17 protein-coding genes are annotated in these 18,073 nt (G+C 66.1%); 9 read left to right on the top strand and 8 right to left on the bottom strand.

Annotated elements, in window-relative coordinates:
- Nucleotides 1–35: 35 nt before the first annotated feature.
- Nucleotides 36–986 carry a flagellar protein MotY gene (locus tag AX284_RS09105; RefSeq protein WP_068384786.1) on the top strand — a complete coding sequence of 317 codons (951 nt, stop codon included), beginning with the start codon at nucleotides 36–38 and terminating at the stop codon, nucleotides 984–986.
- A gap of 116 nt (nucleotides 987–1,102) precedes the next feature.
- Nucleotides 1,103–2,320, top strand: coding sequence for an argininosuccinate synthase (locus AX284_RS09110; RefSeq protein ID WP_017640314.1), 1,218 nt, complete (start codon nucleotides 1,103–1,105; stop codon nucleotides 2,318–2,320).
- 239 nt (nucleotides 2,321–2,559) lie between these two features.
- Here the strand turns inward: AX284_RS09110 and AX284_RS09115 are convergent, their stop codons facing one another.
- The 5 genes from AX284_RS09115 to AX284_RS09135 form a co-directional block, all read right to left on the bottom strand.
- A complete protein-coding gene (locus AX284_RS09115; protein WP_068384788.1) occupies nucleotides 2,560–2,748 on the bottom strand; it encodes a PA3496 family putative envelope integrity protein in 189 nt (62 codons plus the stop codon).
- Between the two features lie 140 nt (nucleotides 2,749–2,888).
- Nucleotides 2,889–3,527, bottom strand: a complete 639-nt coding sequence (gene nth / locus AX284_RS09120; RefSeq protein WP_068384791.1) for an endonuclease III — start codon at nucleotides 3,525–3,527, stop codon at nucleotides 2,889–2,891.
- On the bottom strand, nucleotides 3,524–4,498 hold the full coding sequence (locus tag AX284_RS09125) for an RnfABCDGE type electron transport complex subunit B (protein WP_068384793.1): 975 nt from the start codon (nucleotides 4,496–4,498) through the stop codon (nucleotides 3,524–3,526). The genes nth and AX284_RS09125 overlap by 4 nt, the downstream gene beginning before the upstream one ends.
- Before the next feature lie 42 nt (nucleotides 4,499–4,540).
- The gene (gene metG / locus AX284_RS09130; protein ID WP_068384796.1) at nucleotides 4,541–6,580 is read right to left on the bottom strand and encodes a methionine--tRNA ligase; all 2,040 of its coding nucleotides are present in this window, start codon (nucleotides 6,578–6,580) and stop codon (nucleotides 4,541–4,543) included.
- Between the two features lie 220 nt (nucleotides 6,581–6,800).
- A complete protein-coding gene (locus AX284_RS09135) occupies nucleotides 6,801–7,952 on the bottom strand; it encodes a M14 family metallopeptidase (protein ID WP_017640319.1) in 1,152 nt (383 codons plus the stop codon).
- 122 nt (nucleotides 7,953–8,074) lie between these two features.
- Here AX284_RS09135 and apbC point away from each other — a divergent pair, with 122 nt between their 5' ends.
- From apbC to AX284_RS09160, 5 genes are all read left to right on the top strand, one after another.
- Entirely contained in the window at nucleotides 8,075–9,169 is a 1,095-nt protein-coding gene (apbC, locus tag AX284_RS09140; protein WP_017640320.1) for an iron-sulfur cluster carrier protein ApbC, read from the top strand.
- A gap of 81 nt (nucleotides 9,170–9,250) precedes the next feature.
- The gene (gene dcd / locus AX284_RS09145; protein ID WP_017640321.1) at nucleotides 9,251–9,817 is read left to right on the top strand and encodes a dCTP deaminase; all 567 of its coding nucleotides are present in this window, start codon (nucleotides 9,251–9,253) and stop codon (nucleotides 9,815–9,817) included.
- Between the two features lie 115 nt (nucleotides 9,818–9,932).
- Complete coding sequence (locus AX284_RS09150; RefSeq protein WP_017640322.1) at nucleotides 9,933–10,862, top strand: chemotaxis protein CheV; 930 nt, start codon at nucleotides 9,933–9,935, stop codon at nucleotides 10,860–10,862.
- A gap of 72 nt (nucleotides 10,863–10,934) precedes the next feature.
- Nucleotides 10,935–11,738, top strand: a complete 804-nt coding sequence (locus AX284_RS09155) for an MOSC domain-containing protein (protein WP_017640323.1) — start codon at nucleotides 10,935–10,937, stop codon at nucleotides 11,736–11,738.
- Nucleotides 11,735–12,625, top strand: a complete 891-nt coding sequence (locus tag AX284_RS09160; protein WP_017640324.1) for a S66 peptidase family protein — start codon at nucleotides 11,735–11,737, stop codon at nucleotides 12,623–12,625. Before AX284_RS09155 ends, AX284_RS09160 begins: the two co-directional genes overlap by 4 nt.
- Before the next feature lie 21 nt (nucleotides 12,626–12,646).
- Here the strand turns inward: AX284_RS09160 and AX284_RS09165 are convergent, their stop codons facing one another.
- The gene (locus tag AX284_RS09165) at nucleotides 12,647–14,500 is read right to left on the bottom strand and encodes a pyruvate kinase (RefSeq protein WP_068384803.1); all 1,854 of its coding nucleotides are present in this window, start codon (nucleotides 14,498–14,500) and stop codon (nucleotides 12,647–12,649) included.
- A 211-nt stretch (nucleotides 14,501–14,711) separates the two neighbouring features.
- On the opposite strand from AX284_RS09165, the gene nadA reads away from it, so the two are divergent.
- Nucleotides 14,712–15,770: a quinolinate synthase NadA gene (nadA, locus tag AX284_RS09170; protein ID WP_026083760.1), complete on the top strand. Its 1,059-nt coding sequence runs from the start codon at nucleotides 14,712–14,714 to the stop codon at nucleotides 15,768–15,770.
- A gap of 18 nt (nucleotides 15,771–15,788) precedes the next feature.
- On the opposite strand, the gene AX284_RS09175 is transcribed toward nadA, so the two are convergent.
- Nucleotides 15,789–17,228 (bottom strand): M48 family metalloprotease, encoded by a 1,440-nt coding sequence (locus AX284_RS09175; RefSeq protein ID WP_068384804.1) that lies wholly within the window; start codon nucleotides 17,226–17,228, stop codon nucleotides 15,789–15,791.
- A 95-nt stretch (nucleotides 17,229–17,323) separates the two neighbouring features.
- Here AX284_RS09175 and AX284_RS09180 point away from each other — a divergent pair, with 95 nt between their 5' ends.
- Nucleotides 17,324–17,578 carry a sulfurtransferase TusA family protein gene (locus tag AX284_RS09180; protein ID WP_017640328.1) on the top strand — a complete coding sequence of 85 codons (255 nt, stop codon included), beginning with the start codon at nucleotides 17,324–17,326 and terminating at the stop codon, nucleotides 17,576–17,578.
- Here AX284_RS09180 and AX284_RS09185 read toward each other — a convergent pair whose 3' ends face one another.
- Nucleotides 17,579–18,052 carry a peroxiredoxin gene (locus AX284_RS09185; protein WP_068384809.1) on the bottom strand — a complete coding sequence of 158 codons (474 nt, stop codon included), beginning with the start codon at nucleotides 18,050–18,052 and terminating at the stop codon, nucleotides 17,579–17,581.
- Nucleotides 18,053–18,073: the final 21 nt, after the last annotated feature.

Consider the following 18,073-nt stretch of genomic DNA (forward strand, 5'->3'; position numbering starts at 1 on the left):
AGAAGCCCAGGTACTTTTTCTTTCCGGAGCCCGACGTGCGCCCGCGTTACCTCTTCCTTTCCTATCTGCTGCTCGCCGTGCCGGCCTGGGGGATGACCTTCCAGAGCCGGCTCGAGAGCGTGGAATGGAAAGTGGAGGGCGACATCTTCGCCTGTCGCCTGCTGCAGCCCATCCCGCGCTTCGGCAGTGGTGGCTTTCTGCGCCGCGCGGGCGAAGCCACGGTGTTCGAGCTGCGGCCCAATGGCCAGTGGCTGCCGGCGGGCAGTGCCCACCTCAAGGCGGCCGCAGTGCCCTGGAAGCCGGGGCTCGGCGACATCAGCCTCGGCTCGGTCAAGGTGGTGGAGGGCGAACAGGCGCTGGCCACCAGCGCACAGCAGGCGCAGCGCCTGCTGGCGGGTCTGATGGAAGGGCGTATGCCCCAGGTGAGCAGGGCAGGTGCCCTGGACGACCGGGTCGAGGTCCGGCTGCTGCCGGTGCGCTTCGAGCCGGCCTACCAGCAATTCCAGGCCTGTACCCAGAAGCTGCTGGCGGTCAACTTCGAGCAGATCCGTCATTCCCAGGTCGGCTTCCCAGGCGGCGGCGATACCCTGGACGACCTCGCCAAGGCCAAGCTCGATCTCATCGACGAGTACCTGAAGGCCGATCCGACGGTCAATCACGTCATCGTCTCCGGCTACAGCGACAACCAGGGCACCCGGTTGGACAATCGCCAGGAATCCCGCCTGCGCGCCATCGCCGTGATGGAGTACCTCAAGAGCAAGGGTTTCGCCGCCGAGCAGATCGAGCTGCGCTTCTTTGGCGAGCAGTATCCCGTGGCACCCAACACCAGCAAGGCCAATCGCTCGCTCAATCGCCGGGTGACCCTGGTGTTCTCGCGGGCGCCGGCAAGCAGCGAACCAGCGGCCGCGCCAACCACCAGCACCGCCGCCAATCCGGCCGAACCGCCGGCGCCTACCCCGGCACCGCCCGCCAAACCCAAGGGCTGATCCATCTGACCGGATGTCGCCCAGACATCAGAGTGCGTCGCGCCCCTGTAAAAGCGGCGAGGCGACCAGTAGACTTGTCGCTTTCCGACTCAACGCAACACACGGGAGCGAACGGCATGGCGGATGTGAAGAAGGTAGTCCTGGCGTATTCCGGCGGCCTGGACACCTCGGTGATCCTCAAGTGGCTGCAGGATACCTATAACTGCGAAGTGGTGACCTTCACCGCTGACCTCGGCCAGGGCGAGGAAGTCGAACCGGCACGCGCCAAGGCCCAGGCCATGGGCGTCAAGGAAATCTACATCGACGACCTGCGCGAAGAGTTCGTCCGCGACTTCGTCTACCCGATGTTCCGTGCCAACACCGTCTACGAAGGCGAGTACCTGCTGGGTACCTCCATCGCCCGTCCGCTGATCGCCAAGCGCCTGATCGAGATCGCCAACGAAACCGGTGCCGACGCCATCTCCCACGGCGCCACCGGCAAGGGCAACGACCAGGTGCGCTTCGAGCTGGGTGCCTATGCGCTCAAGCCAGGCGTCAAGGTGATCGCCCCCTGGCGCGAGTGGGACCTGCTGTCCCGCGAGAAGCTGATGGACTACGCCGAAAAGCACCAGATCCCGATCGAGCGCCACGGCAAGAAGAAGTCGCCGTACTCCATGGACGCCAACCTGCTGCACATCTCCTACGAGGGTGGCGTGCTGGAAGACACCTGGACCGAGCACGAAGAAGACATGTGGCGCTGGACCAAGTCCCCGGAAGCCGCACCTGACACCCCGACCTACATCGAGTTGACCTACCGCAACGGTGACATCGTCGCCATCGATGGCAAGGAGCTGAGCCCGGCCACGGTGCTGGCCGAACTGAACCGCATCGGCGGCGAGAACGGCATCGGTCGTCTGGACATCGTCGAGAACCGCTATGTGGGCATGAAGTCCCGTGGCTGCTACGAGACCCCCGGCGGCACCATCATGCTCAAGGCCCACCGCGCCATCGAGTCCATCACCCTCGACCGCGAGGTGGCCCACCTCAAGGACGAGCTGATGCCCAAGTACGCCAGCCTGATCTATACCGGCTACTGGTGGAGTCCCGAGCGGCTGATGCTGCAGCAGATGATCGACGCCTCCCAGGCCAACGTGAACGGCGTGGTGCGGCTGAAGCTGTACAAGGGCAACGTCATCGTCGTCGGTCGCCAGTCCGACGAGTCGCTGTTCGACGCCAACATCGCCACCTTCGAAGAAGACGGCGGTGCCTACAACCAGGCGGACGCGGCGGGCTTCATCAAGCTCAACGCCCTGCGCATGCGGATCGCCGCCGGCAAGGGTCGCACCCTGCTGTAAGGGTGGCCCTGCAACGCGAAACCCCAGCCTAGGCTGGGGTTTTTTATGGCTTAGAGCCTGTTCAAAGTCTGCTGCGCGTCGGCCAAACGGCGTTGAAAATGGCCTGGGTCGCCAGCCCGGTCGGAATACTCATTTACTACTCGTAAACCCGAGCGCGGGTCCGATCCGCTTCCTCAGCTATTTTCGCGGGGCCGCCTAGGCCTTGTTTGGCTCTAGCTCGCTAGACTTTGAACAGGCTCTTACAGATCGAAGTCGTACTCGGAGAGCTGCCGCTTCAGGCGGCGCTCTTCGAGCATGTTGTCGATCAGGCGCCGCTTGGTCAGGTTGGTCTTGCTGACGATGGGCTCGACGGGATCGACGGTTTCGGGCGCCTCGTTATCGGTCTCGAAATCGTCGTCTACATCGATATCGCTTTTGTCTTCGGCCATTGGTAACTCCTGCAAGGCTGGACAGGGTCACACGCACTCATGACAGGGCGGCGGGACCTTTTCGCGCACCTTATAACGACAAAGCAGGGGCCGGTAAAAAAGATTTTTTCAATCGCCGAAGGGCTTTGATACGCCCTTTTTCAATCGTCAGAGGTTTTTGCCTTGTATTCGCAGAGATCTTCGATGCGGCAGCTGCCGCAGCGGGGCTTGCGCGCCTGGCAGACATAGCGACCATGTAGGATCAGCCAGTGGTGGGCATCCAGCAGGTAGGCCTTCGGCACCACCTTGAGCAGCTTGAGCTCGACCTCCACCACGTTCTTGCCGGGGGCCAGATTGGTTCTGTTGCTGACCCGGAAGATATGGGTGTCCACCGCCATGGCGAGCTGGCGGAAGGCGGTGTTGAGCACCACGTTGGCGGTCTTGCGGCCCACGCCGGGCAGGGCCTCCAGTTCTTCGCGGGTCTGGGGTACCTCGCCGCCATGGCGTTCCAGCAGCAGCCGGCAGGTCTCGATGACGTTCTTGGCCTTGCTGTTGTAGAGCCCTATGGTCTTGATGTACTCCGAAAGACCCTGTACCCCGAGATCCAGGATGGCCTGGGGCGTGTTGGCCGCCGGATAGAGGCGGGCAGTGGCCTTGTTGACGCTGACGTCGGTGGCCTGGGCGGAGAGGATCACCGCGATGAGCAGCTCGAACGGCGAGGCATAGGCCAACTCCGTCTTGGGGGCGGGATTGTCTTCGTGCAGGCGACGAAAGATTTCCAGGCGTTTGGCGGCGTTCATCGGGCGACTCGATCTTCCAGGGCCGCGAGGCGGTGAGCCGCCTGCTGAGCGGCGCTGCGCAAGGTTTCCAGTTGCGCGTTCTGCTCGGGTGTTGGCTCGGTACCAAAGGCCCGCTCGGCCTTGGTCAGCTGGGCACGCGCCAGGGTGGCAGCGATCCGCGCCTGCTTGAGGGCGGCGGGATCGGCGGCTGGCGTCGCCAGGGCAGGTGCGCTGGCAGTGGCGGGCGCTTGCTGCGCCTGGTCGAGGGCCGCCTGGGCCTGCTGGGCGGCTTCACGCAACTGCTGCACCTGGGTTTCCAGTGCGGGCGTGCCGTATTGGGCCAGTTGCCGTTCGGCCTTCTGCAGGGCGACACGTGCCATGGCAGCAGCGATCTTCAGCGGCTTGAGCGAGGATTCCGCCGTGGTGGGGTGCTCTGCAACCGTGGCGGTCGCAGGTGGCACCTGACGGCGCTGGCGCTCGGCGTCCAGTCGCTCGCGGTCCCGCTGCAGGCGCGCCTGGCGGGCATCGAAGCGGCGCCGATAGTACTGCGCGCGCTGGCGCTCTTCGACGCGATCGACCGGCGCGGGTGCAGCCACCAGATCGATGCAGTCCACGGGGCAGGGGGCCAGACAGAGTTCGCAGCCGCTGCATTCGCTCTCGATCACCGTGTGCATCAGCTTGGCCGCGCCGAGGATGGCGTCGGTAGGGCAGACCTGGATGCACTTGGTGCAGCCGATGCACTCGGCCTCGCGGATCACCGCGCGCTGGCTGGGCGTCACCGGATAGGGCGAGTCCAGGGGCAGCGCCGGGCGCTGGAGCAGGGTTGAGAGTTCGCGGATGGTGGTCGCGCCCCCGGGCGGGCACTTGTTGTGCGCTTCGCCCGCGGCGATGCCCGCCGCATAGGGCTGGCAACCGGGATGGCCGCACTTGCCGCACTGGGTCTGTGGCAGCAGGGCGTCGATGGCGGTGATGAGCTGGGCTTGGGCGTTCATGGCTTGCACTTGAAAGGACGGCGCCCTGAGGCGCCGTCGCTATCACATTACCCGCTGGCCGGGCTTGGCGCCGCTGTCGGGACTGAGCAGGTGGATCTCGCTGCCGCCGGGGCCGGCGGCCAGGACCATGCCTTCGGAGACGCCGAACTTCATCTTGCGCGGCGCTAGGTTGGCGACGTACAGGGTTAGGCGGCCTTCGAGTTGACTCGGCTCCGGGTAGGCGCTCTTGATGCCGGAGAAGACGTTGCGCTTGGCGTCGCCGATGTCCAGGGTCAGGCGCAGGAGCTTGTCGGCGCCCTCGACGAATTCGGCCTTTTCGATCAGGGCGATGCGCAGGTCGACCTTGGAAAAGGTATCGAAGTCGATGGTCTCGGCCAGCGGGGCCTTGGTCAGTTCGCCGTTGCCGGCGGGCTCGGGCGCGGCCTGGGCGGCCAGGTCTTCCTTGGAAGCGTCGATCATGGTCTGCACCTTGGCGGGTTCGATGCGGGTGAGCAGGGGCTGGAAGGCGTTGAGCTGATGATTGGCCAGGCGGGTGTCCAGGTCGGCCCAGGTCAGGGGGGCGACGTTGAGGAAGGCCTCGGCGGCGGCGGTCAGGTTGGGCAATACCGGCTTGAGCAGGATCGCCAGCTGGCGGAACAGCTCGATGCCCTGGGCGCAGATGGCCTGGACTTCGTCGGCCTTGCCGTCCTGCTTGGCCAGGCCCCAGGGCGCCTTGTCGGCGATCCAGGCGTTGGCGCGGTCGGCCAGGGCCATGATCTCGCGCATGGCACGGCCGAAGTCACGGGTCTCGTAGGCCTCGGCGATGCTCGGCGTGGCGGCGCGGAAGGCGGCTTCCAGTTCGGGTGCGGCCTGGGCATCCACCAGCAGGCCGGCGTTGCCCTTGTGGATGAAGCCGGCGCAGCGGCTGGCGATGTTGACCACCTTGCCCACCAGGTCGGAATTGACCTTCTGCACGAAGTCCTCAAGGTTCAGGTCGATGTCCTCGACGTGGCGCGAGAGCTTGGCGGCGAAGTAGTAGCGCAGGTATTCGGGATTCAGGTGATCCAGGTAGGTGCGCGCCTTGATGAAGGTGCCGCGGGACTTGGACATCTTCTGGCCGTCGACGGTGAGGAAGCCGTGGACGTTCAGCGCCGTGGGCTTGCGGTAGCCGGCGCCTTCGAGCATGGCCGGCCAGAACAGCGCATGGAAGTTGACGATGTCCTTGCCGATGAAGTGGTACAGCTCGGCCGTGCTGTCCTTGGCCCAGTAGGCGTCGAAATCCAGGTCGTCGCGACGGTCGCAGAGATTCTTGAAGCTGGCCATGTAGCCGATGGGCGCGTCCAGCCAGACATAGAAGTACTTGCCCGGGGCGTCGGGGATCTCGAAGCCGAAGTAGGGCGCGTCACGGGAAATGTCCCATTCCTGCAGGCCGGCGTCCAGCCATTCGGCGATCTTGTTGGCCACCGATTCCTGCAGGGCGCCGCTGCGGGTCCAGCCCTTGAGCATCTCGGCGAAGTCGGGAAGCTTGAAGAAGAAGTGCTCGGATTCGCGCAGCACCGGGGTCGCGCCGGAGATGGCCGACTTGGGGTCCTTCAGCTCGGTGGGCGCATAGGTGGCGCCGCACTTCTCGCAGTTGTCGCCGTACTGGTCGGCGCTGCCGCATTTGGGGCAGGTGCCCTTGATGAAGCGGTCGGCCAGGAACATCTGCTTGTCCGGGTCGAAGTACTGGGTGACCGGACGGGTGGCGATGTGGCCGTTCTCCCGCAGCTTCAGGTAGATGGCGCGCGACAGCTCGCGATTCTCTTCCGCATGGGTGGAGTGGAAGTTGTCGAAGGCCACGCCGAAGTCGGCGAAGTCGGCGCTGTGCTCGCGCTTGACGTTGTCGATCAACTGCTCGGGCGTGATCGCCTCGCGCTCGGCGCGCAGCATGATGGCCGAGCCGTGGGCGTCGTCGGCGCAGACATAGATGCACTGGTTGCCGCGCAGCCGCTGGAAGCGGGCCCAGATGTCGGTCTGGATGTACTCGACCATGTGGCCGAGGTGGATGGAGCCGTTGGCGTAGGGCAGGGCGCTGGTGACGAGAATCTTGCGGGGCTCGGTCATGGTCTTGGCTGGATCGCGGCGCTGATAAGTTGACCGACCATCATAGCGAAATGGCCGGTCGGTTTCATCCGTGGGGATGGGCGTTGAAAAGCGCGAAGTCCTGCGAGCTAGCGCCAGGCAAGGCGGAAATTGCCGAAGAGGCGCAGTTTACAACGGGTAAATGAGCATTCTGAGGCAGTTTCCAACGCCGTCTGGCCGACGCGCAGCAGACTTCGAGCATTTAGAGATCGGCCAGCTGCCAGTACAGGGCATTGACCATGGCCGCGCCCAAGGCGGCGCTGCGGGCACCGTTCCAGCCCACATCCGGGCGGGGGTCATTGGCGTTGTCCTTGAACGGCAGCTCCAGGGTCAGGGCCAGGCAGCCATGGGTATGGCCGACATACTTGGTGGCGAGTTTCAGGGTTTCGCTGCCGAAGTGACCACGGGGATAGCCGTACCGGGTCTGGAAATCCGGGCTCGCACGTTGGAAGCGCTGCAGGAAGGCCTGTTGCTCGGCCTCTTCGCGCTCACCGAAGTTGGGCAGGCCATTGCAGCCGTCGACGAAGACATAGGGCAGGGCCTCGTCGCCGTGGATGTCGAGAAACAGGTCGCAGCCGCTCGCGGCGATGGCGCGGCGTACCGCCAGCACCTCGGGACTGCGTCCTTCGTCCGGCTCCAGCCATTCGCGGTTGAGGTTGGCGCCGGCGGCGTTGGTGCGCAGATTGCCCAGCGCCGAGCCGTCGGGATTCATGTTGGGCACCACGTGCAGCACGGCCCGCTCCAGCAGCTTGGCGCCCACCGGATCGCCCTGGTGTTCGCCCAGGCCGAGCAGCCTACGCAGCAGGCCTTCCACGAACCACTCGGCCATGGGCTCGCCGGGGTGCTGGCGGGCGATGATCCAGATGTTCTTCTTGCCAGCGCCCGGCGTACCGATGCGCAGCAGGTCCAGCGAACGTCCCAGCAGCGAACGGCCGACGGTTTCCAGACGGACGGCGGGGTGGCGTTGCGCCTCACCAACGAAGGCCAGGTGACGGCTCTCCGGATAGGGCTCGAAATAGGCGAAGAACAGGCTGTCGTGTTCCGGGGTGACGGTCCAGCTCAGGGTCTTGCCGTCGTAGCGGGTGGGAATGCGGAACCACTCCTGCCCGCAATAGCTGGCGACCACGCCATAGTCGCGCCAACCCTCTGGGTAGGCGCACGCGCCGGCGTTGTCGAAGCTCAGCTGGCAGGGTAGGCCGCGGGCGCCTTCGAGACGGAAATGGAACCACTGGGTGAAGGGCGAGGCGGTGTCCGGGCGAATGCGCAGGCGGATATCCGCGTGATCGGCCAGGGACAGCACCTCGACGGCGCCGCTGTCGAAGGTGGAACTGATGTGCAAGGAAGAGGCGTTCACGCAGGGCTCCACGGGCGAGGGGAAAGCCGGGAGTGTAGCGCCGCGTGGATAGGCTTTAGCAAGGACAGTGGGTAGCATAGGCCGCAGCTTCTCTTTCCTATCCGCTGTTTCCGGGAGTCTGCATGACCGCTCCGACTCGCGAGGCCATCGAGGCCGCGCTGCGCCAGTATCACGATCCCTATCTCGAACAGGACCTGCTCAGCGCCGGCGCCCTGCGCGACCTCGCGCTGGACGGTGGCCGGGTGCGCGCCCGCTTCGAGCTGGGCTATGCCGCCGGACTGTTCAAGGGTGGCCTGGCCCAGGTGCTCAAGACTGCGCTGGAGAACGTCCCCGGGGTCGAGACCGCCGAGATCCAGATCGACTGCACCATCGCGCCCCACGCGGCGCAGCCGCAGTTGGAGGCCATGGGCAACGTCAAGAACATCATCGCCGTGGCCTCGGGCAAGGGCGGAGTGGGCAAGTCCACCACGGCTGCCAACCTGGCGCTGGCGCTGGCCCGCGAAGGCGCCCGGGTCGGCGTGCTGGACGCCGACATCTATGGCCCCAGCCAGGGCATCATGTTCGGCTTCGCCGAGGGCACCCGTCCCGAGGTGCGTGACGAGAAGTGGTTCATCCCGCTGCAGGCCCATGGCGTCGAGGTCATGTCCATGGCCTTCCTGACCAACGACAAGACCCCGGTGGCCTGGCGCGGCCCCATGGTCTCCGGCGCCCTGATCCAGCTGATCACGCAAACCGCCTGGAATGACCTGGACTACCTGGTGATCGACATGCCGCCGGGCACCGGCGACATCCAGCTGACCCTGGCGCAGAAGGTGCCGGTGGCCGGTGCGGTGATCGTCACCACGCCCCAGGACCTGGCCCTGCTGGATGCCAAGAAGGGCGTGGAGATGTTCCAGAAGGTCAACATCCCGGTGCTCGGGGTGGTGGAAAACATGGCGGTGCACATCTGCTCCAACTGCGGCCATGCCGAGCACCTGTTCGGCGAAGGCGGCGGCGGCCGGCTGGCCGAGCAGTACGGCGTGGACCTCTTGGCCTCGCTGCCGCTGGCCATGGCCATCCGCGAGCAGGCCGACGCCGGACGGCCCACCGCCATCGCCGATCCGGACAGCCAGATCGCGCTGATCTACCAAGAACTGGCGCGCAAGGTCGGTGCCCGCATCGCCCAGGGCGGCCAGGCTGGCGGCGGCATGCCGACCATCACCGTGAGCGACGACTGATTTCGTCCGTTCGCCTTTGAGACCGCGCGGCTATCCACTAGAATGCGCGGTCAATTTTTTCGCCCCGGAGCCAGACCTGCCATGAGCATCAAATCGGATAAGTGGATTCGCCGCATGGCCCAGGAGCACGGCATGATCGAGCCCTTCGTCGAGCGCCAGATGCGCGGCGCGGACGACAGCCGGGTGATCTCCTACGGGGTGTCCAGCTACGGCTACGATGTGCGCTGCGCCAACGAATTCAAGGTCTTCACCAACATCCATTCCGCGGTGGTGGACCCGAAGAACTTCGATGACAAGAGCTTCGTCGATGTGGTCAGCAACGTCTGCATCATCCCGCCGAACTCCTTCGCCCTGGCGCGCACCGTGGAATACTTCCGCATTCCGCGCGACGTCCTGACCATCTGCCTGGGCAAGAGCACCTACGCCCGCTGCGGCATCATCGTCAACGTCACGCCGCTGGAGCCCGAGTGGGAAGGCCACGTCACCCTGGAGTTTTCCAACACCACGACCCTGCCGGCCAAGATCTACGCCAACGAGGGCGTGGCCCAGATGCTGTTCCTGCAATCCGACGAGGCCTGCGAGGTCTCCTACAAGGATCGCGGCGGCAAGTACCAGGGCCAGCGCGGCGTGACCCTGCCGCGCGCCTGATCCGCGCGTCCGTTCTGGAAGCCGCCCTCGGGCGGCTTTCCTATTTCCGGGACTCAAGAACTGGCGTCAGCCGCCGATAGCCTGTGACCTGACTTATCTTTGGAGTGGACTTTCCATGGCCGGCATTCTCGACACCGTCGATCAACGCACTCAGCTGGTTGGCGAGAACCGTCTGGAAATTCTCATGTTCCAGCTGTCCAGCCGGCAGATGTTCGCCATCAACGTGTTCAAGGTGCAGGAAGTCCTCAAGCTGCCGCGCCTGACCCAGATGCCCAAGCGCCATCCGATGATCTGCGGCGTGGTCCACCTGCGTGGCCAGACCCTGCCGGTGATCGACCTGGCCGCCGCCATCGGCATGCGACCCATCACCCCCGACGAGAACAGCACCATCATCGTCACCGAGTACAACCGCTCGGTGCAGGCCTTCCTGGTCGGTAGCGTCGATCGCATCATCAACCTCAACTGGGACAGCATCCAGGCCCCGCCCGGCGGCGCCGGACGCCAGCACTACCTGACCGCCATCACCCGCATCGAAGACCGCCTGGTGGAGGTGATCGACGTGGAAAAGGTGCTGGCGGAGATCGCCCCCTACAACGTCAAGGTCTCCCAGGAGCGCCTGGCCGATCCGCTGCTGGCCAAGGCCCGCGGCCGCGAGGTGCTGCTGGTCGACGACTCCAGCACCGCCATTGGCCAGTTGCGCGACACCCTGGTGCAGCTGGATCTGAAATTCCACGTCGCCACCGACGGCCTGCAGGCCCTGCGTAAGCTCAAGGCCTGGGCTGACGAGGGCGTGGTGCTGACCGAGAAGCTGCTGATGGTACTGACCGATGCCGAGATGCCGGAAATGGACGGCTACCGCCTGACCACCGAGATCCGCCAGGATCCGCGCCTCGCCGACCTCTATGTGGTGTTGCACACCTCGCTGTCCGGCAGCTTCAACGAAGCCATGGTGAAAAAGGTGGGCTGCAACGCCTTCCTCTCCAAGTTCCAGCCCGATCAACTGGTCGAGGAAGTGCGCCGGCGCCTGGCGCTGGCCGAGGAGTAGTTCCCGCGGTTTCGCCGCTCCGGCGCCTCCCTTACACTGGCGGCCTTTGTCCGCCGCCAGGAAGCCGCGCCCATGTCGCACCTCAGTGCCCTCTATCGTTATCCCGTCAAGTCGACGGCCGTGGAATCCCTGGCGCAGGCCGAGGTGGACGCCTTGGGCCTGGTGGGTGATCGCCGCTGGATGGTGGTAGATGCCGACACCGGCCGCTTCCTGACCCTGCGCCAACTGGCGCAGATGAATCAGATCGAGGCGCGCTGGCTGGCCGCTGACCGCCTGCGCCTGAGCGCACCGGGACGGACGCCGATCGAGGTGGCGGTGCCGGGCGCGGCAGACGAGCAACTCGGCGTGACCATCTGGCGCGATACCCTGCAGGCGCCGGTGGCTGCCGAAGCCGATGCCTGGCTGAGCGACTTCCTCGGGCGTCCTTGCCGCCTGGTGCACATTGCCGAAAGCCATGCTCGCCAGATCAACACTGATTTTGCCGAGCCCGGGCAGAAGGTCCACTTCGCCGATGGCTTTCCCCTGCTGCTGACCAGCGAGGCCTCTCTGGCCGATCTGGTGGCGCGCGTCGGCAAACCGCTGGAAATGCTGCGCTTCCGGCCGAATCTGGTGGTGGAAGGGACGCCGGCCTATGCCGAGGATGGCTGGAAGCGACTGCGCATCGGGACGGTGGACTTCGCCGTGGCCTGTCCCTGCGCGCGCTGCATCGTCATCACCCAGGATCCGGTGACCGGCGAGAAGGATCCGGATCGGCAACCGCTGACCGCGCTGCGCGAATACCGCTTCAATGACAACCGCATGTTGTTCGGCATGAACGTCATCCCCCTGGGCCGTGGCGTCATCGAGGCCGGCATGCCAGTGGAGGTGCTGGAATGAGTCCCGTGCGGCGTGTGGCGCTGGTCAGTCCGGCAGGTGCGGTCAAGGAAGAGCTGGTCACGGCAGCGGTCGAGCAGTTGCAGGCCACCGGTATCGAAGCGGTGCTGGGGGAGCAGGCGCTTAAGCGCCATCGCTATCTCGCCGGAACCGCCGAGGAGCGGGCAGCGGATCTGCATTGGGCGTTCAGCCAGGCAGACGTGGATGCAGTCTGGTGCCTGCGCGGCGGCTATGGCTCCGCCCAGCTGCTGCCCTGGCTGGACTGGTCGCGGCTGTCCAGCAGCAAGGGGCGGCCCCTGATCGGCTACTCCGATCTGACCGTACTGCTGGAAGCCTTTCACCGCCGTGGCCTCACCGCAATCCACGGTCCCGGCGCGCTGGACTGGGGGCGTCGTGACGAGGATCCTGAAGCCCAGGCCGCCCGTATCCGCTCCCTGGAGTCGGTGCTGGAGCTGTGCGCCGGTGCCCGTCCGGGCTGGCAACTGGAGCGCCTGGCCGGTCCGGCCCAGGTGCCTGCCGGCGAGCTGATCGGGGGTAACCTCACCACCCTGGCCAGCGTGGTCGGCACGGCGGCAGCGCTGCGTCCCCATGATGGCGCCATCCTCATGCTGGAAGACGTCGGCGAGCCCTACTACCGGCTGGAGCGCAGCCTCTGCCAGCTGCTGGGCAACCTGACCGAACATCGCATCGGCGCCGTCTGCCTGGGCACCTTCACCGATTGTCCACCGCGCAACGTCGAGCAGTCGCTGGAAGAGATCTTTGCCGAATGGCTGGCCCCGCGCGGCATCGCCCTCTACCGCGGCTTGCCCAGCGGCCACGGCCCGGAAAACCAGGCCTGGCCCTATGGGGCTCGTGTCCGTCTGGAAGCGGGTCGCCTGCAGGTCCTCTAGGCCTAACCGGCCCTGGGCGGATCAGTCCGCCCAGGGCGAGGCCAGTTCCAGCTTGCGCAGCATCTGGCGCTTCTTGCTGTTGTAGCCCTGCATCCGCACCAGCAGCTCATCCAGGGTGGCGACCGCCTTGAGGATGTGCGGGCCCTTGTTCAGCATCACGCATTCGGCGCGGACCCCGGTGGCGGCATCGGTGATCTCGGCGCGGGAAGGTGAGCCCTTCTTGGCCAGGTTTTCCAGGACCTGGGTCGCCCAGATCACCGGCACATGGGCCGCTTCGCACAGGCAGAGGATGTCTTCCTGCAGGGCCGCCAGACGCTCGAAGCCGCCTTCCACCGCCAGATCGCCACGGGCGATCATGACGCCGAATCCGCCGCGCTGCATTCCCGCCAGCAACAGCGCGGGAAGGTTGTCGAAGCCACGCCGGGTCTCAATCTTCAATACCACGGCCAAGTGGTCGGCCTGCAGGCGTTCCAATTCCACGAGCAAGGCGCGGACGTCGTCCGCGCTGTTGACGAAGGACATCTCGATGCCGTCGGCATGCTCGGCGGCAAAGGCGAGGGCGGCGAGGTCCTGGTCGCCCAGCGCTGCCAGCCGCAGGGTGCTCTGGGGAAAGTTGATGCCCTTGTCGCCCTTGAGCTTGGCGCCGCCGGGCGCATGGGTGATGCGGACGTGCAGTGCGTCTTGATCGGCGCGCTCGATCACCCCGCCGATCTTGCCGTCGTCGAACCAGACCGGCTCGCCGCCGCGCACGTCGGCGAATACCTGGGGCAGGGTGCAGCCGAGGGTGGCCGGTGTCAGCAGGCGACCGCCGCTGTCATGGCTGGCGGACTGGCCGGGCGTCTGGTCGGCGGTCAGGATCAGCAGGTCATCCTCGGCCAACCGCAGAGCGCCTGGCTGCGGAGCGAAGTCACCGATGCGGCTGTGCCGCTTGCGTCCGTAGCGCTCGACGCTCAGGTGCAGCCCAGGTGCGAGATAGGTGGTCTTGGCCGCCTCCGCCCAGCAGCCGCGGTCCGTGACCTCGACGATCGTCCAGCGACGCTGCGCCCGACGCGTGTCCGTCAGCTGGATCCGGTCACCTGGCTGCAAGCCGCTCAGCCAGCGCTCGCCTACCTGAATACTGGCCGCCGCGGGGGAGGGCGCCGGTCGCGGCCGGCGGCGGCCGGTCAGCCAGATCCGCGCCGGCTGGCGGACGCGACCCTGGGCGTCGCGCTCGGGCTTCACCTTCCTTACCGCCACGCCCGTGGCGATGGGCCCGGTGCGCAGCTTGGGGCCCGGCAGGTCCATGAATACCTTGCAGGGCTGGTCCAGCTCCGCGCTGGCCCGTCGCACGTGTTCGATCATGCGCGTCCAGCTGGCCGGTTCGTCGTGGGCGCAGTTGATGCGCGCGCAATCCATATGCCCCGCCAGCAGGTCGCGTACCAGCGAGTAATCCTCGGCGGCCTCGCTTGGCAAGGTGACCATGATGCGGACCTCCCGCGCGGAGGCGGGCGTGCCGAACAGTGCCCGCGCATGGTCGGCCAGGGGATTGGCCGCCCTGGCTGTCGGCCGCGCCGCCGGGCGGCCACCGAGCAGGCGCTCCAGGGTGTTGATGAGGGTCGCCACGGTCGGCAGCACGGCAGCTTCGGAGCGCCCCAAGGACGACAGCCCCAGGGCGGAGAGTTGCAGCTGCAGGTCATGCAGATCGCCGTCGCGCAACGCCAGATAGGCGAGCAGGTTCTGCGCGCTGGCCCGGTAGGCGGGATTGAGCGCCTGCCGATCCAGCCGTGGGTCCGCGCTGGCCTGTTGCAGAGCGCCGTGCAGGGCGCGTAGCTCATCGAGGAGGGTGGCGAGAGCGTGATCGGGGGTCCGGGAGCGCGAGGTCGAACGGGGCGGCACGATAGGTCTCCAGCAGCAGGGGCCGGCGAGACGCTCGCCGGGCGTTCCTGTGTCGGACCCCCGGCCGCTGGAGAAGTGAAAAGCCAAGTGTTGCCAGACATTAGCGGCACATGGCCACTCATCACGGAGGAGCCGCGGGCGACCATAGGGAGTCGGCGAGGATGCTGCTATGATGCGCGGCCTTGACGACCCCCGTTTTCAGGTACCCGCCATGGTGCAGATTTCCGAACGTCTCCTGGTCCAGGCCCATCTGGCCGCCAAGCAGCCCAAGGCGCTCGGTCCGGACGAGATCGCGGCCTACAAGACCGCCATCGCCCGCGAGCTCAAGGCGCAGAACGCGGTACTGCTGGCCCACTACTACACCGATCCGCTGATCCAGGCCCTGGCCGAGGAGACCGGCGGTTGCGTCGCCGATTCCCTGGAGATGGCCCGCTTCGGCAATCGCCATCCGGCGTCCACCGTGGTGGTGGCCGGGGTCAAGTTCATGGGCGAGACGGCCAAGATCCTCAACCCGGAAAAGCGGGTGCTGATGCCGACCCTGGAAGCCACCTGCTCCCTGGACCTGGGCTGCCCGGTGGACGAATTCTCCGCCTTCTGCGACCAGCACCCCGAGCGCACCGTGGTCGTCTATGCCAACACCTCCGCCGCCGTGAAGGCGCGCGCGGACTGGGTAGTGACGTCCGGCTGCGCGCTGGATATCGTCGAGCACTTGATGGACAACGACGAGACCATCCTCTGGGCGCCCGATCGTCACCTGGGTCGCTACATCCAGCGCGAGACCGGTGCCGACATGCTGTTGTGGGAAGGCTCCTGCATCGTCCACGAGGAGTTCAAGGCCAGCCAGCTGGAAGACCTCAAGCGGCTCTACCCGGAGGCCGCCATTCTGGTGCATCCGGAATCGCCCGAGGCGGTGATCGAACTGGCTGACCATGTCGGTTCCACCAGCCAGATGATCAAGGCCGCCCAGACGCTGCCCAATCGCCAGTTCATCGTCGCCACCGATCGCGGCATCTTCTACAAGATGCAGCAGGCCTGTCCGGACAAGACCTTCATCGAGGCGCCCACCGCCGGCAACGGCGCCGCCTGCCGCAGCTGTGCCCACTGCCCTTGGATGGCGATGAATACCCTGGAGCGCACCCTCAACTGCCTGCTCGACGGCTCCGGCGAGGTGCTGGTCGATCCAGCCCTCATCCCCCGGGCGGTCAAGCCGCTCAAGCGCATGCTCGACTTCACCCAGGCGCTGCAGCTAAGGATCAAGGGCAACGCCTAATAGGCGCTGCCTGGGACGCTAGCGCAGGATCTCTTCGCTCAGCTTGCGCTGGGCGATCATCTCCTGCTGACGGGCGTCGATCCGCGCGGCCAGCTGATAGTTGCTGGCCGCGCGTTGCTTGGCGAAGCCCAGTTGCTGGATGGCCTGGTTGTAGTCGCCGGTCAGGGCGAAGTATTCGGCCCGCGCCTGGTGCACCCCGACCAGATCACCGGCCTGGCCGCGGACGTCCGCCGCCTGGTTCCACAGATCCGGATCGATCGGCCGCTGCTTGAGCAGCTTGTCGAGCAGTTGGCTGGCGGCCTTGGCCTGCTTGGTGCGGCCGAGCATGTCCACCTGGGCCAGACTCACGGCCAGATCGTCCGGATAGAGCTCCAGCAGCCGCTGCACCCGTTTCTGGGCGTCGGGCAGGCGATTGGCGGTGATGTCCAGATCGACCTGGGCAAGGTTGTAGCTGATATCGTCCGGCGCCTTGCGCAGCAGCGGCGCCAGGGTGTCGCGCGCTTCGTTGAGCTGACCCTGCTTGGTCAGTCCCATGGCCAGGCCGTAGCGTACAGCGTCGTTGTCCGGTTTTTCCTGCAGCTGGGCCCTATAGCGCTTCACCAGCAGGCCGGCGGTTTCCTCGAAATACATCTGAGCACGCACCTTCATGAGTTGGAAGCGCTTGCTGTCCTCGACGCCGCCCTTGGGAAAACGCTCGGCACGCGCCTGGGTATCGGCGATCCGGCTGTCGGTGACCGGGTGGGTCAGCAGGAATTCCGGCGGGGTGCGGTCATAGCGATACTGGCGGGCGAGACGGCCGAACATCTCTGGCATCGCGCGCGGATCGTAGCCGGCGCGCTCCAGATTGACGATGCCGACCCGGTCGGCCTCCTGCTCATTGAGCCGGGAAAAGCGCAACTGGCTCTGGATGGCCGCCGCCTGGGTCGAGGCAATGGCGGCGATTCCTGCATCGCCACCGCCCGCGGCCGCAGCTACGATACCGGCGAGCAGCGCGGCCATCAGCGGCAACTGCATGCGCTGCTGGTTTTCCACCCCGCGGGCGAAGTGGCGCTGGATGAGGTGACCCAGCTCATGGGCCATGACCGCCGCGTACTCGGCTTCGGTCTCCGACTTCAGGAACAGCCCGCCATTGACCCCGATCACCCCGCCGGGCGCGGCGAAGGCGTTGATCTCCGGATCCTTGATCAGGATGAAGACCAGGCGGTGGTCCTGCAGGTCGCTGGTCTCGGCCAGCTTGTAGACGGTCTGTTCGACGAATTGCTTGAGCTGCGGATCGTTGATGGCCGGGACCTGGCCGCGCAACATGCTCAGCCAGGCGCGGCCCATCTGAAACTCCTGCTCGGGCGAGACGATCGAAGAGCTGGCATCGCCCAGCGACGGCAGATCGTTCGCCCCCTGCGCCAGGAAGGGCGCGGCGAGCAGCGCCAGGGACAGCAGGGCAGGGCGCAGGACTTTCATGGCATGACTCGTGGCCGCAAAAGGGCTACTTTAGCGGCCCGCCGTCTAGGTGCCTAGCGACCCTGACACTGGCGTACCCCACAATGGAGAATCCCATGGCCGACCTGAGCCAACCCTACACCGGCGCGGTGACCGCCCAGCTGGACGCCACCGGCCTGAGCTGTCCCATGCCGTTGCTCAAAGCCAAGCTGGAACTCAACCGTCTGGCAACCGGCGAGGTCCTCGCCGTTACGGCCACCGATGCCGGCTCGCAACGCGACTTCCGCACCTTCGCCAAGCTGTCGGGACACGCTCTGGTGGGTGAAGAGGTGGCAGGGGAGACCTTCCGCTACTGGCTGCGCAAGGCCTGATCAGGCTCCGTTCAGCGCCTGGGCGGCGGCCAGCACCTCGGCGACGTGCCCGGGCACCTTCACGCCGCGCCAGATCTGGCGCACCACACCTTCCCGGTCGATGAGGAAGGTGCTGCGATCCACGCCGATGTAATCCTTGCCATAGAGCTTCTTTTGCCGCATCACGTCGAACAGCTGGCAGAGGGTCTCGTCCTTGTCGCTGATCAGCTCGAAGGGAAAGCCCTGCTTGGTGCGGAAATTTTCGTGGGTGCGCAGGCTGTCACGGCTGACGCCCATGATCAGGGTGTCGGCCGCCTGGAACTGCTCGTGCAGATCACGAAAGCCCTGGCCCTGGGTGGTGCAGCCGGGGGTGTTGTCCTTGGGATAGAAGTACAGCACCGCCTGGCGACCGTGCAGGCTGGCGGGCGAGACCTCGAGGCCGCTGGTGGCCTGGGCCTGGAAATCCGGAAGCGGTTGGTCGAGGGTCACGCTCATGGGCAGCTCCTTGCGGGTCCT

The organism is Pseudomonas sp. HUK17, assembly GCF_001566765.1.